Here is a 15,000-nt window from a genome sequence, read left to right on the forward strand (position 1 = left end):
TTCTCGTTTTTTTAAAAGACTTGAACGCCTTCTTGATCAATATTGAAAATTTGGATGCTCGCTTTGGTAGATAATTTCTCCAAGCTTTGAACAATTTCGTTGGTTCGTTCTTCTGGCGACAAGATTAGCACAGTTGGACCAGCACCGCTTAAGAAAGAACCATAAGCACCTCTTTGCTGAGTTAAACGACGAATTTCTTTTAAGTGAGGAACCAATGAACGACGATACGTTTCATGCCATTTATCTTGTTCCATCATTTTGCCTGCTAAAGGTAAATCCCCGTTTAAAATTGCGGCAATCATAACATTGGCAATTGAGCTGGCCGCGACTGCTTCTTTATAAGCCAATTTTTCGGGCAAAACAGCGCGACTTTTTTCGGTAAATAATGGTTCCTCTGGAATAAATGCAATGACATCACACATTGGAAAATGATGTTTGACATGGTAGACTTGGTTTTCTACATGGCTAGCCACCACGAAATCTCCTAAAATAGCTGGGGCAACATTATCCGGATGTCCTTCCATCTCTGTGGCCAAACGGACTTTTTCTTTAGGGGACAAATTTAAATGTGCTAGTCGGTTAGCTAATTCAATGCCTGCTACAATCACACTTGAGCTACTGCCTAGTCCTCTTGCAAGGGGAATATCAGAAACCATCCGAATAACTTTTGGTGTTAATTCTGGTGCAATTTTCAATGCCGTTTGAATTAATAAATTCTCTTCATTAGTAGGGATTTCTTCTCCCAAAGTATGTTGAATTTCCCAAAATTCACTTTCACCTAAAACGTTGATTGTTAAATAAGCGGATAATGCAATGCCACATGAATCAAAGCCAGGTCCTAAGTTGGCACTAGTGGCAGGTACTCTTATTTTCATAGTGTTGCGACTCCTTTTCGTAAGTGCAGACGCATTTCTTCCACGTCACTCATTTTTGAAATAGTTACTTCTGTCTCCATTGCTGTATCAGGATCTTTCAGTCCGTTACCAGTAAAGACTGCCACGACGGTTTCACCTGCTTTGATTTTACCGTTTTTAACATGTTGAATAACTCCAGCTAATGAGGCAGCCGAACCAGGTTCAATGAAAACCCCATCTTGAGCAGCAATTTTTCGGTAAGCCGTTAAAATTTCTTGATCTGTCACGGCATCAATGAAACCACCCGATTCATCGCGTGCCTGTTCTGCTAATTGCCAACTAGCAGGATTTCCAATCCGGATCGCTGTTGCCACGGTTTCAGGTTGCTCAATCACTTGGCCTTTCACGATCGCTGCGGCACCTTCTGCTTCAAAACCATGCATTCTTGGTAAAGTTGTTCCTTGTTTTTCATGCCATTCTTTAAAGCCTTTCCAGTAAGCGGAAATATTGCCGGCATTTCCAACTGGAATCGCTAAGACATCGGGCGCTTGACCTAATTGTTCACAAACTTCAAAAGCTGCTGTCTTTTGCCCTTCTAAGCGATAAGGATTCACTGAATTAACTAGCGCAACTGCCTCAGTTTTCGCAATCTCTCGCACCGCTTTTAATGCTTCATCAAAGTTACCTGGAATCGAAATAATGTCCGCCCCATACATAATAGCTTGCGCCAATTTTCCCAGTGCGATTTTTCCTTCTGGAATCACTACATACGCTTTAATGCCTGCTCTTGTGGCATACGCAGCAGCGGCGGCACTAGTATTTCCTGTAGAAGCACAAACAATCGCTTTGGCACCTTCTTCTACCGCTTTTGCTACAGCCATCACCATCCCGCGATCTTTGAATGAGCCAGTGGGATTTAAGCCTTCGTATTTTCCATATAATTGAATACCTAATTCTTTGGATAAATTAGGTAAAGGAATCAGTGGCGTATTTCCTTCGGCTAAAGAAATCATTGGTGTTTTTTCTGTTACGGGCAAATACGCTTGATACTGTTTTAACAAACCTTCATACATGTTTACTCATCTCCTATAACCTTCATTACATTCAATAACTGAAAGGCTGCCGTATTTTGAATAGCTGTCACAACTTGTTGCATTTGTGCTTTTGATATCTGGTGTGTAATGGCAACAATTCTTGCTCGCTGTCCATCTGATTTCTGTTGAACTAATTGATCAAAACTGACTTCTGCTTTAGTCATTAATTGCGTCAACTGCAAAAATTGTCCTGGTGTATCTGGAACATCTAATGAAAAATAGTACTGCCCAAATACATTTTCGGAACTCGTCAATTGGGTTTTATGTTGATACGAATTGAACATATGGCCAGTCGTTGCCAAGCGAATGTTTTTAGCAATCGTAATTAAATCACTGACCACACTGGTTGCTGTCGGTTTAGCGCCAGCTCCTGGACCGTAATACATTGATTCGCCCACACCTGCACTTTTAATAAATACTGCATTGTACTCATTTCGAACAGATGCAATAGGATGCTTTTGATTGACTAGCATAGGCGCCACTTCTACCGAGATACTATTCTCATTTTGTTCAGCAGAGCCAATCAATTTGATTTCATACCCCAGTTGTTTAGCCATAGCGACATCATCTAAAGACAATCCGCGAATTCCACGAATATCAACTTGTGGTAATGAAACATTCATCCCAAAAGCAAATTGACTTAAAATAACCATTTTATAGGCTGCGTCAATTCCATCGACATCATTTGTCGGATCCGCTTCAGCAAATCCCAACGCTTGCGCTTCTGCTAAAGCTTCTTCATAACTTTTATCAGCAGAAACCATTTGCGTAAGCATATAATTCGTCGTACCGTTCACAATCCCTAAAACTTGTTGAATATTGTCTGCCGCTAAGCTATTAGCAATTGTTCTTAAAATAGGAATCCCGCCAGCAACACTTGCTTCGTAATATAAATCACAATGATGTTTTTGGGCTAACGCTACTAATTCACTCCCATGTTGCGCCAGTAAATCTTTATTAGCAGTCACAATATGTTTGCCCTTTTCTAAAGCTTTCATGATATACGTTTTGGCTGGTTCAATGGTTCCCATTAATTCCACAACGATTTGAATCTCTTTATCTTCTAAAATATCATCAATTGAAGTTGTTAAAGAAAGACCGTATTCTTCCGCTTGCGCTTGTTTCGTTTCAAGATTTCGGACAAATGCTTTTTCAATGACTACATTCATTCCTGTCACTTGTGAAATTTTCTCTTGATGTTCTTTCAAGAGAGTTAAAACGCCAGTGCCTACAGTCCCTAATCCTAGTAACCCGATCTTTAAGGTATCCTTCATTTTTACCTCCATCAACAGCGCTATTCTAGTTACGCTATTTTTTCCCTACTTTTTATCGATGTTCAATATGCTCAAAGGTCTGATTTAAAATATCTATTACATGATGATCATCCAATGTATAAAAAATCGTTTTTCCTTCGCGACGTGCCTTGACAACCCGGCTATCTCTTAATAATTTTAGTTGATGAGAAACGGCGGACTGTTCCATTCCCAATTGTTCACTAATCGCCGTTACGTTATGCTCGCCTTCTTTTAAAAGTAGCAAAATTCTTAAACGTGTTGGATCACTTAATACTTTATATAATTGACTTACTTGTTTGATTTCTTCCATTTGTTTCATTATAGTCGCCTCACTTTGCACTCATTATAACACAGAGTTTTTTAAAATAAGAACTGCGATTGTTCTTTCCTACGAAAAATATGGCACAAAGAAAGTTGGAAAAATGACAAACTTGTCGATTTTCCAACTTTCTTCATCTATTCGTGGTTGGCTTGCTGAACTGCATCCATCACGGCATAACGGAAGCCATTTTTTTCTAGAGCTATGACACCGCGAATCGTACTTCCTCCTGGAGAAGTCACTTCATCTTTCAATGCTCCTGGGTGTTTTTTCGTGTCTAAGGCTAAGGTCGCCGTTCCTTTTATCATTTGAGCGACAATTTCATAAGATAAGTCTCTTGGTAACCCTTCTAAGACTGCTGCATCTCCCAATGCTTCCATAAAGATATCAACAAAAGCTGGACTGCAACCAGCCACAGTACCAAAAGTTTCCAGTTGCGCTTCACGAATTTCTTTGACTAACCCTAAAGTAGCAAGAAGTTCCATTACCAGGTCCTTCGTTTGGCCTTCAATTGTTGGTGCCAAGGCTACGCCAATCACACCCTGATTCACGCTAACTGGTGTATTAGGAATGGCATGAACAACTTTGGCTTCTTTATTGCCAAGAGCCATTTGTGCTTCTTGTATGGTATGACCTGTTGCAACAGAAATCAATAGACTTTCGTTGGAAAAATGAGGAGCTAATTCCTGAAGAACAGGTAACACGACCTTTGCTCCTGTCGCAATAAAAATAACCTTACATTCTTGGAAAAGTGCATAATCTGTGACAAGTTGAAAGCCCCACTCTTTTTGAAGTGCTTCTGCTGTTCCACTTGAGCCGCCTTTCACATATAAATGTTCCTTCTTGACTGCCTCAGCTTTCAGTAACCCTTTAATCATGGCACCGCCCATACTGCCAGCACCGATAAAGCCAATTTTCATAGCATTCCCTCCTTAGTTAAATAAAGTGTTTGTGTCAAAAGTCAATTAGCTTTTGACACAAACACTAACATTCGTACTTTTTTCCGTACAGCCTGTTTCGTTTATTTTATTTTGTTAATTCATTAACGACTGCTTCAAACGCAGCAATTTTTTCAGAAGCTTCTGAACTACTTTTTGCTTTTGTCGCTAGATAGAATTTAATTTTTGGTTCTGTTCCTGATGGTCGGATAGCAATCCAACTGCCATCTTCTAAATGATATTTCAGCACATCAGAAGGAGGCGTTTGTAATTGTTCTGTTTGACCATCTGCAAAAGTGCGTGTTAATTCTTTAAAATCTTCCGTTTGAGCAACTTGAATCCCGGCAAACTCAGTTGGCGCTTGTTCACGACATTTTGCCATTAAAGCTTTGATTTTACCGCTGCCTTCAATTCCGCTCATTGTTACGGAAATAGTTTTTTCTTCAAAGTAACCAAATTCTTCAAAGATATCTTGTAAGCCATCGTATAATGTTTTTCCTTGTTTTTTGTAAAAAGCCGCTACTTCTGCTAATAAAACTAACGCTTGAATCGCATCTTTATCACGAACAAAAGGTTTCACTAAGTAACCATAACTTTCTTCAAAACCAAACATAAACGTTTGACTATGGTCTTCTTCGTATTGTTGAATTTTTTCAGCAATAAATTTGAAACCTGTTAAAACATTAAACATCTTCGTATTATATTTCTCAGCAATCGCTGTAGCAAGTTCACTAGAAACGATTGATTTTAGAACCGCAGCATTTTGAGGCAACGTGCCTGCTTGTTGATGGGCTTCTAAAATATAATGAATCATAATTGAACCTAATTGATTTCCTGTTAATACTTGGTAGTCTCCGTTTGGCATCCGCACAGCGGCACCTAAACGATCAGCATCTGGATCTGTTGCAATCAATAAATCAGCGCCTTCTTTTTCCCCTAAACGAATCGCGTATTCAAAAGCTGAATGTTCTTCAGGGTTTGGTGACTTAACTGTAGTAAAGTCAGGATCAGCAACGGCTTGCTCAGGTACTAAAACAAATTTTTCAAAACCGGCTTGTTTTAATGCCTTTTCTCCTAACATTTTCCCAGTTCCATGTAAGGGAGTGTAAACTAATTTTAATTCTTTACCCATTTCGTTAATTAATTCTTGATTAATCGTAACTGTTTTAATTTCTTTCAAATACGCATTATCGACTTCTTCACCAACAATGTTAATTAAACCGCTGTGGGCAACTTCTTCATCTGATAAGACATCAATTTTCAAAGGATTTTCGATACTACGAACATATTTAGTTAATGCATCTGCATCAGCTGGCGGCATTTGACCACCGTCTTCACCATAGACTTTGTAGCCATTATAGGCAGCTGGATTGTGAGAAGCCGTAATCATGATTCCCGCAAAAGCTTTAAAGTAGCGGACCGCAAAAGATAATTCTGGTGTTGGTCGTAAGCTTTCAAACACAAAAGAAGGAATATCATGTTTAGCTAATGTTTTAGCTGCTTCCATTGCAAATTCTGGAGACATATGACGTGAATCATAGGCAATGGCTACACCGCGACGTTTTGTTTCAGGATCTTGCGTATCCATAAAACGTGCAAGCCCTTCTGTTGCTTGACGAACCGTAAAGATATTCATCCGATTAATACCGGCGCCTAAAATCCCGCGCATCCCGGCAGTCCCAAATTCTAATGGTGCGTAAAATGCATCTTCACATTTTTCAGGGTCTGTATTTAAGTCCTTTAATTCATTTTTTAAATTTTCTGGAATATTTTCTTCATTTAACCATTGTTGGTAAACTTGTTCCCAAGACATGGAAAACACCTCATTTGTTTTTTTGTTTTTACTTTTTAAGTATAGCATTGGATATTCGTTTAGAAAAGGGAAGTTGTAGCGTTTTCTCTCAGCAAATGATTTTTATAAGAAAAATCTTACTTACTGTTCTATTTTTGTTTGTCTATTTTCAGAAAGTTGTCGTGTAATCCGTACCATTCGCTCACAAAAAAGAGGCATTTCTTCTGGTGAAATTCGGGAACAGTTCAAGCGAATACTTCCACGTTTTTCACTAAAAGCGACACTTGGTGCTACCAAAACACCTTCTCGTAAAAACACTTGCCAATCTTCTGGCTTAAGTGCCCCTTGACGCCAATGTGCCCATAAATAAAAACCGCCTTTTACTGGCGAAACTTCCCATTCTGACAACGATTTAAATACTTGATATACAGCTGTTGCTCGTTGTTCCACTTGTTTATTTAATAACGTAATTTTTTCAGAAAAAGAAGGATCTTCAATCGCCATTTTAGCGAGCATCTGCGGAAAAATACTCAACGAAACATCCATCATTTTTCTGGCTTCTGCAATTTGTTTCGTCACAGAGGCGGGCGCACTTAACCAACCAATTTTCGTGGTCGAACCTAAAATTTTTGACAACGAACCGATATACAAGACATTATCTGGATCTAATTTTTTTAAAGGAGGAATTTCTGTTTTCGGGATAAAACTTAGCTGCCCAAAAACATCATCTTCTAAAATAGGAACTTGATACGTTTGACAAACTTTCACGAGCTGTTCTCTTTTTCTTAAAGGCATCACTGTCCCAGTGGGATTTTGAAAGGAAGGATTAACCATAACCATTTTGATGCGATGTTGTCGGATTGTTTGTTCTAGCGCTTCAAGATCAATCCCTTCCTCTGTCATGGGCACACCAAATAAGCGCACACCAGCAGCTTGGAAAATTGGTAAGGCATAGAAGAAAGATGGATCTTCTACGGCAACACTATCTCCTTGTCTCAATAAAACTTGCAAAACTAAAAAAAGTGCTTGTTGCGCACCTGAAGTAAGCAATAAACTTTCACTTGGTAAATGAAGCTGATATTCCGTTGCTGTAATGGCTTGGATTTCTTTTCTTAACGGCAAATAACCTAATTCATCTTGTGCTTCCTCTTTTAAAAATTGTTTCCAATTTAATGCTGGAAAATCGAAACTGGGAATTAAGTCTAACGGCAACTCACCTGTATACATATCTAAGTCAGTCGGCAAATTTTGTTTAGCACGTAACTCAATCTCTGCCACCAAGGGATGAACTTGTTTGAACACATTTTGTTCTAAATAACGATGCCAATCCGTTCGTGGCGTCATCATTACCCCCCATTTTCCTTCGTTGACGATCGTTCCGCTCCCTCTTTTTCGCACAATCCAGCCTAAGTCCACCAGTTCATCTAATGCATGAACAACGGTTGAACGATTGACAGACAAGTACTCTGCCAGTTTACGTTCCGAAGGGATTTTTTCGCCTGGTAATAATTCGCCTGTTTGAATCTTTTGAACAATCATTTCCATAATACTGCGATAAATGGGAACATTTTGTTCTTTTTTAAGTTGCCACATAGCAATCACCTCAACAATTGGATGAGTTAAAAGTAATCCAGTTTAATGCTTTTGTCAATCGAAAATACAAGAAAAGTGAGACAGCCGTTTTGACGAATGTCCCACTTTTCTGTTTTACTATTAACAGGTTTGTCTCAATGTTTGTGTAAAAATGCTTGGATGGTGTTGTAAAAGATTCCTGCGAACATAAAGATTAACCAACTAAACCGCCAATCCCCTAAAACAAAACTAATAAATAGATAGAGTGCAACAACTAAGGGCCAATAAACGGATGCAATAATTGTACCGACAAGATTTCCCACAGGTCCTTCCTCTGTTTTTGTTTGTTGAGGGGCAAAATCAGGATGACCAACATGTTCTGAATAAAAATAAGTTTCATTCAACAATTTATTAAAACTTCCTTTAATTACTCCACCAAATATAAACAAGAAGACGCCAATCGATACTAAAAAGAAGAGCCAACTAATTCCCATCGTTCCATTATAATATTGTCCCCCCATCATTTGATGCATGGAACGGCGCATCATCAGATGAAGGCCACTACTAAAGACAACAACTGGGATTAAACCCAAAATACAAAAAACGACGCCCGCTGCCATACAAAAAATAAATGATCGTTGAAAACTTTGTTCTCTTTGTGCAACTTCTTTTTTTAACTTAATCGGAATCAATCGTTGCCCCAGTTGTTTGTCCATTGCAACAAACCGATTACCAGCAACAATAAATAATGGAACGCCGATTGCCACACCTATGAAAAGACAAACTAAACCAAGACCGTTAGAAAGAACACCACGCATACCAACCAGCAAGCCAACACCCACCATGATTGCAACAACGCCAAGACCAATTTGAATCGCACCTTTACGTTGGACAGCTAAATAGTCAAGTCCTTCCTCCACTGAAATATCTGGCAAACCGTTCATTGAATCGTTTGTTTCATCCACTTGTTTATTTTCTAAATTCAATTCTTCCATTAATTCATCAATAGTACCAAATTCAGAAATAATTGTACCAATTGCTTCATTTTCCGATTTTCCTTGGCTGAGCAAATCTTCATAACGATCCTCAGCATTTGCTAATAAGTCCGCCTTTAATTGTTTTGTTTCAGGTGTTTCAACAACGCCTGAAAATAAGCTATCAATAAATTCTTCTATAATTTTCATTTTCCCATCTCCTTTACAAATGCTTCGACGACGTCTTTTGTTACTTCCCATTCTAGTAACTTTTCCTCTAAATAACACTCTCCTGCATGGGTTATTTGATAATAGGTCCGCTTTTTGCCATGCGTTACTTCTCCTGGAAATGATTCAATGTAGCCATTTTTCTCTAAACGTGTAAAAGCAGAATAAAGTGTCGTTTCTTTAATCGAATATTGTTCTTTAGAAATTTCACGAATGCGTTTAGAAATCGCATAACCATATGAAGCGCCGGATTGTAAGATTGAGAGAATAAAGGTATCGTTGTATCCTCGAATTGCATCACTACCAATCACATAAATTCCTCCCTCAAGTACTTCAACTATCGTACTACGTCTGTCGTTGTAATTATCTTAACACGATTACTACGATAGGTAAAGTAAAAAAAACACGTAATGCAGAAATCATTTTAATTTCTGCACTACGTGCTGTCTTCTTTTCAGTCTATAGTTGAATCTTAAATGGTATCACCATTAAAAATAGAATTTTTTACAATCACATAATCAACTTTACGAATCGCTTCTAAATCGCGACCTCCCGCGTATGAAATGGAAGATTGTAAATCTTGTTGCATTTCGACTAAAGTATCTGCCAACTTCCCTTTATGGCGTAACCAGATTTTTTTACCTTCAACGTTTTTCTTTTCGCCTTTTTGGAATTCAGAGGCGCTACCAAAGTATTCTTTGTAAACAACACCATCTTCCACTTTTGTTTCACCTGGTGATTCTTCATGTCCAGCAAATAGTGAACCAATCATGACCATAGTTGCCCCAAAACGCACAGATTTTGCAATGTCTCCATGGGTCCGAATTCCACCATCTGCAATAATTGGTTTCCGAGCAGCTTTGGCACACCAACGTAAAGCCGCTAACTGCCAGCCACCTGTCCCAAAGCCAGTCTTAATTTTAGTAATGCATACTTTTCCTGGTCCAATCCCCACTTTGGTGGCATCGGCTCCAGCGTTTTCTAATTCGCGAACGGCTTCTGGCGTTCCAACATTGCCCGCAATAACGAACGTTTCTGGTAAAAATTTTTTTAAGTGTTGAATCATATTAATCACCGCATTTGAATGACCATGGGCGATATCAATTGTCACGTAATCAGGAACTAAACCTTCTCGGGCTAACGTTTCAACAAAAGCGTATTCCCCTTCTTTCACACCCACACTAATTGACGTGATCAAGCCTTTTTGTTGCATTTTTTTAATAAATGGCACTCGCGCCTCTTCATCAAACCGATGCATGATATAAAAATAACCATTTTCAGCAAGGGTTTCCGCAATCGTTTCATCAATAATTGTTTGCATGTTCGCTGGAACGACAGGCATTTTAAACGAATGTTTTCCTAAAGTTACTGTAGTATCACATTCAGAACGACTATTCACGATACATTTATTGGGAATTAATTGGACATCTTCATAATCAAAAACTTTCATACTTACTGCCTCCTAGTTATTTACAAAAATAACGTAAAAACCGAACATTCGGTCATTTAACGTTCGTGTTTACAAACACCATTGTTAATTTACACTATTTACCGCCACTTGTCAAAGGCGTTTTAACGAAAATTAATCTTTTTACCCTTCTTGAACGTTTGGTAAAATGGCCTGCAATAAAATAGCAACAATTGAGGCAGTTGCCACGGGTGAACTAAATAAATATTGTAAAAATTGTGGTAGAGTTTCCAAAAACTCTTTTGGCAACAATGTCAACGCTAACGTCATAATAATCGGAACGGCAATTACATACATCTCTTTTTCATGAATTGTTACATCACTCATGACTTTCATTCCACTTACAGAAATGATGCCACAAACAACCACAAAAACACCGCCGATAACTGGTGCCGGAATGGCCGAAATCAAGGTGGAAAGTTTTCCAGATAAGCCAAATAAGACAAACCACGCACCTGCAGCCACAAAAACCTTGCGACTAGCAACTCCAGTGATTGAAATAATCCCAGCATTTGTAGAGTAACTAGTTACTGGCGTGCCGCCAATGAATGAAGAAACTAAGCAACCTAACCCTTCACCAATTACGCCGCGATTAATTTTTTCTTCGGTCAAAGGTTCAGCGACAACATGACTCACAGCAAACCAAGTGCCTGTTGTTTCCGCCATTAAAACCAGATAAATAACTAACATCGTGGCAATGGCTGACCAATCAAATTGGAAAGAAAAGTTAACTAATGGTAACTGAGGCAAACTAAACCAAGCCGCTTCACTAACGGCTGATAAATCAAGTACCCCTAATAATTGTGCCGCGATGCTCCCAAATAATAATGCCAAAATGACAGAAGAAACGCGGAAAATCCGCCCTTTTTTCAAAGCAGAACCTAAGAGCGCAAAGAAGATCAACGTACCCGCTGCTATAAATGCTAATAAAATATTTTGTCCTAATTCCCCTTTTGCGTGGTAGATATTATCCGATAAAGCGACTGGCATTAACGAAAGACCCACCACAAAAATAATTGTTCCTCCCACAATTGGTGGAACAAATTTAGTGATTAAACGATTAAAGATACCAGTAAATCCTAATATAATAACAACAATTGCTCCCACTAAACTAGCACCTAAAACTGCGCCCCAGCCATTTCCTTGTTGGTTATTGGCAAAATAAATTCCTGCAATTGCTCCGATTGGAATAAATGAAGGGCCTTGCGCAACTGGTAATCTCATACAAAAATGAGATTGAATAATCGTGGCAAGTCCTGCTGCTATGAATGTCGCTTGGATTAAAGAAGACGTTTGTGCTGTGCTAATCCCAATAATTGAAGCAATGATCACAGGTACGACGTACACGTCCATTGCTAAGACATGCTGAATCCCTAACATAGTGGCCTGCCCAAAAGATACTGAATCTTCTGGCCCCACTGTTAAATGAAGATTACTTTGTTTCTTTTCACTCATTTTTTATACTCCTTTAGTTGCTGACATTAAATTTTTATCATGTACTTTTTCACCTTGTACCCAGACTTCTCGAATATTTTCTGGTCGTGCTAAATATAAGATTTTTTGGAAAATATCAAGCAATGATTCCCCTGGATTTTTAGGGATTCGTGCTTGTGACAAGCTTGTATTAATAATTTGAACATCCCAAGCATACCCTTTTTCTAATTTTCCAATTGGTAAACTTAGCGCTTGACCACCACCAGCAGTAGCTAAATAAAACGCTTCATTTACGGTAATCCGTGCTGTTTTAACACCTCGTACTTCTGTTTTTTTTGTAGCATCGACGCCATCTTCTAACATTCTAGAAGAAATAACCGCTTGCTTTAAATTGTCAAAAAGACTTGGTGAAAAACCACCTGAAAGATCACTACCTAAACCAACTTCTACTTGATGTTGATGTACTAATTTTGCAATCGGTGTTACTGCATTACCAAAATAAGCATTAGAGATTGGGCAGTGCGCCACAGCCGTCCCTGTTTCATGGAATAAATTCATATCTGCTTCTTCTAAAAAGCCTGCATGTGCCATCACTGCTTTTTCTGTCAATAAACCAAAATCATTCAATGCTTGGGCATCATTTTTTCCAAAACGTTCTTTAACAAATTGATGTTCCCAATCACTCTCACTACAATGACTTTGAACATGGACTTGATATTTCGCTGCTAATTCTCCTAATCCTTTAAGTGCTTCCTCTGTACAACTTGGAATGAAACGCGGAGTTACAACGGGATACACGCCTTGTTTTGTTTGCTGCGCTAATGTTTGAATTTCTTGAATAAACCGTTCCGTTTCTTCTAATGCTTGTTGCGTTGTTTGATCACGATAGTATTCTGGATTCTCATTAAGATCATCCATTACAACTTTACCAATTAAGCCACGCTGCCCTTTTTCCGCACAAATCTCTGCCAAACGACGGCTAGCTTCATAATGAATGGTTGTAAAATAAAGGGCTGTTGTTGTCCCATTAGCTAACAATTGGGTTACCAATTCATCATAGACTTGTTGGGCAAATGCTAAATCTGCAAACTTGGACTCCAAAGGAAACGTGTACGTATTCAGCCATTCATACAATGGAATATCCAAGGCGGTCCCAGATTGTGCCCACTGAGGTGCATGGACATGTAAATCAACAAAGCCAGGTAAAAGATAAGAATCTTGGGGCAATTCTTGAAAACGTTGTGCCTCTTTTTGTTCTGCTAGCACAGTTTCATACGCTTCAGCATCTGGTTCAATTATTTCCTGAATTACTCCGGCCTCATCTATACAAAAAAGTGTCTCTTCATAAACTTTAATCTCTTGCAAATTTTTACTAGAAAAACCTGTTCCTTTTATTACAAAATGAAACATTTAATACTCCTCCTTACTATCACATGAAGATTATACATAAACTTTCGCTTAATAACTATAAAAATGTGATTTTTTTTAAAAAAATACGTGTTGAAACAAGCAAAAACCGAACGTTCTAAGAATGATTTATTTTTTCTTTGGATAAACAAGAAAACTTTCTATTCTTAAGATTCTTCGGTATACTTGAAGAGAATCGTTAGAACTTTAGGAGGTCCTGAGATGATACAGATCGAACAAATTAGAACAGGTGTTATTCAAGAAAACTGTTATCTTGTTTATAATGAAGAAGCATTATTAATTATTGATCCAGGTGCAGAAGGAGCAAAACTAATTCAAGAAATTACCCGTTTAGGGAAGAAACCAGCCGCTATTTTATTAACACATACTCACTATGATCATATTGGTGCGGTAGAAGAATTGCGCCATCATTATCAAATCCCTGTTTATGTTAGTCCATTAGAACAAGCGTGGCTTTCCAATCCTATTTTGAATCTTTCAGGATTAGGCAGACATGATGATATAGCAAATATTATTGTTCAACCCGCCGAACATGAATTTAAACTAACCGATTATGAAATTGGCGGCATGAAATTTTCCGTAGTCCCAACACCTGGTCATTCAATTGGTAGCGTCAGCTTTGTCTTTGATGATTTTGTTGTTGTTGGGGATGCATTGTTTAAAGGTAGTATTGGTCGTACCGATTTACACACTGGTGATATGCAACAATTATTACACAGCATTATGACCTATCTATTCACTTTACCAGAAGAATTTCCTGTTTATCCAGGCCATGGTGATGCCACAACCATTCAACATGAAAAAGCCACAAACCCATTTTTTAATTAGAGATTTATTCACTATTTAAAGAAACTTAGGAGGAGTAGCAATGACTGAAGCAACGACACTTTATATTATTCGTCACGGAAAAACGATGTTTAATACGATTGGCCGAACCCAAGGCTGGTCAGATACCCCCTTAACCAAACAAGGAGAAGAAGGCATTTATCATTTAGGCTTAGGTCTTAGGGATATAGACTTTAAGGAAGCCTATAGTAGTGATAGTGGTCGTGCCATGCAAACCGCTCAGATTATTTTACAAGAACATCAAAACCACCAAAAGATTCCTTACCTAACCGATAAACGGATTCGTGAGTGGTGTTTTGGTTCTTTAGATGGTGGCTATGATGGTGAACTTTTGGGTGTGGTGCCACGCATTTTAGCTTTTAAAAGTTATGAGGACATGATGACCACGAAGATTACCTATCGTGAGCTAGCAAATGCTATTATTGAAGCCGATACGGCTGACTGGGCGGAGCCTTATGAAGTTATCCGTGATCGTGTTTGGTCTGGTTTCGAAGATATCGCTCATCATCGAGAAAAAAATGGTGGCGGCAAAGTCATGGTGGTTTCCCATGGACTAACAATTTCCTTTTTACTTTCCTTAATTGATGCAAGTTTGCCTATGCAGATGGCGCTGGAGAATGGTAGCGTGACGACCTTAACTTACGAAAAAGGAACATTTACCATTCAAGGAATTAATGATATTTCTTATATTGAAAAGGGAAAAAAGATCGCTGAAAAGCGCCGTTTGTTGTAAAAAAAGAGAAGGTTATCTGTCAAAA

General features: G+C 38.5%; 14 protein-coding genes. 2 read left to right on the plus strand and 12 right to left on the minus strand.

Translation table 11 applies throughout. The annotated features are described in order from the left end of the window. Positions 1-11 precede the first annotated feature (11 nt). The 12 genes from thrB to guaD all read right to left on the minus strand — a co-directional run bounded on the left by thrB (position 12) and on the right by guaD (position 13,378). Positions 12-875: a homoserine kinase gene (gene thrB, locus IGJ04_RS04610; protein WP_010709745.1), complete on the minus strand. Its 864-nt coding sequence runs from the start codon at positions 873-875 to the stop codon at positions 12-14. Then, entirely contained in the window at positions 872-1,927 is a 1,056-nt protein-coding gene (thrC, locus tag IGJ04_RS04615) for a threonine synthase (RefSeq protein WP_010823848.1), read from the minus strand. The genes thrB and thrC overlap by 4 nt, the downstream gene beginning before the upstream one ends. Before the next feature lie 2 nt (positions 1,928-1,929). Next, positions 1,930-3,222 carry a homoserine dehydrogenase gene (locus IGJ04_RS04620; RefSeq protein ID WP_131750146.1) on the minus strand — a complete coding sequence of 431 codons (1,293 nt, stop codon included), beginning with the start codon at positions 3,220-3,222 and terminating at the stop codon, positions 1,930-1,932. 52 nt (positions 3,223-3,274) lie between these two features. Next, the gene (locus IGJ04_RS04625) at positions 3,275-3,583 is read right to left on the minus strand and encodes an ArsR/SmtB family transcription factor (protein ID WP_002356730.1); all 309 of its coding nucleotides are present in this window, start codon (positions 3,581-3,583) and stop codon (positions 3,275-3,277) included. A 116-nt stretch (positions 3,584-3,699) separates the two neighbouring features. Next, positions 3,700-4,482, minus strand: coding sequence for a pyrroline-5-carboxylate reductase (gene proC, locus IGJ04_RS04630; RefSeq protein ID WP_137207834.1), 783 nt, complete (start codon positions 4,480-4,482; stop codon positions 3,700-3,702). A gap of 106 nt (positions 4,483-4,588) precedes the next feature. Then, on the minus strand, positions 4,589-6,313 hold the full coding sequence (locus IGJ04_RS04635) for a phospho-sugar mutase (protein ID WP_010707311.1): 1,725 nt from the start codon (positions 6,311-6,313) through the stop codon (positions 4,589-4,591). 120 nt (positions 6,314-6,433) lie between these two features. Beyond that, complete coding sequence (locus IGJ04_RS04640) at positions 6,434-7,885, minus strand: PLP-dependent aminotransferase family protein (RefSeq protein ID WP_002372187.1); 1,452 nt, start codon at positions 7,883-7,885, stop codon at positions 6,434-6,436. 134 nt (positions 7,886-8,019) lie between these two features. Then, entirely contained in the window at positions 8,020-9,048 is a 1,029-nt protein-coding gene (locus tag IGJ04_RS04645) for a permease prefix domain 1-containing protein (RefSeq protein WP_438839987.1), read from the minus strand. Then, positions 9,045-9,377 carry a PadR family transcriptional regulator gene (locus IGJ04_RS04650; RefSeq protein ID WP_002367058.1) on the minus strand — a complete coding sequence of 111 codons (333 nt, stop codon included), beginning with the start codon at positions 9,375-9,377 and terminating at the stop codon, positions 9,045-9,047. The genes IGJ04_RS04645 and IGJ04_RS04650 overlap by 4 nt, the downstream gene beginning before the upstream one ends. A gap of 161 nt (positions 9,378-9,538) precedes the next feature. Next, on the minus strand, positions 9,539-10,516 hold the full coding sequence (gene guaC, locus IGJ04_RS04655; RefSeq protein ID WP_002362677.1) for a GMP reductase: 978 nt from the start codon (positions 10,514-10,516) through the stop codon (positions 9,539-9,541). Between the two features lie 141 nt (positions 10,517-10,657). Further along, entirely contained in the window at positions 10,658-11,989 is a 1,332-nt protein-coding gene (locus IGJ04_RS04660; RefSeq protein ID WP_002400852.1) for a nucleobase:cation symporter-2 family protein, read from the minus strand. Positions 11,990-11,992: 3 nt separating this feature from the next. Continuing rightward, positions 11,993-13,378 carry a guanine deaminase gene (gene guaD, locus IGJ04_RS04665; RefSeq protein ID WP_438839988.1) on the minus strand — a complete coding sequence of 462 codons (1,386 nt, stop codon included), beginning with the start codon at positions 13,376-13,378 and terminating at the stop codon, positions 11,993-11,995. Between the two features lie 219 nt (positions 13,379-13,597). Between guaD and IGJ04_RS04670 the strand changes: the two genes are divergently transcribed. Further along, complete coding sequence (locus IGJ04_RS04670; protein WP_010776006.1) at positions 13,598-14,224, plus strand: MBL fold metallo-hydrolase; 627 nt, start codon at positions 13,598-13,600, stop codon at positions 14,222-14,224. Positions 14,225-14,264: 40 nt separating this feature from the next. Continuing rightward, positions 14,265-14,975: a histidine phosphatase family protein gene (locus tag IGJ04_RS04675; RefSeq protein WP_438839989.1), complete on the plus strand. Its 711-nt coding sequence runs from the start codon at positions 14,265-14,267 to the stop codon at positions 14,973-14,975. The last annotated feature ends 25 nt before the right edge of the window (positions 14,976-15,000 follow it).

The organism is Enterococcus sp. AZ050, assembly GCF_051715085.1.
Lineage (GTDB): Bacteria > Bacillota > Bacilli > Lactobacillales > Enterococcaceae > Enterococcus > Enterococcus faecalis.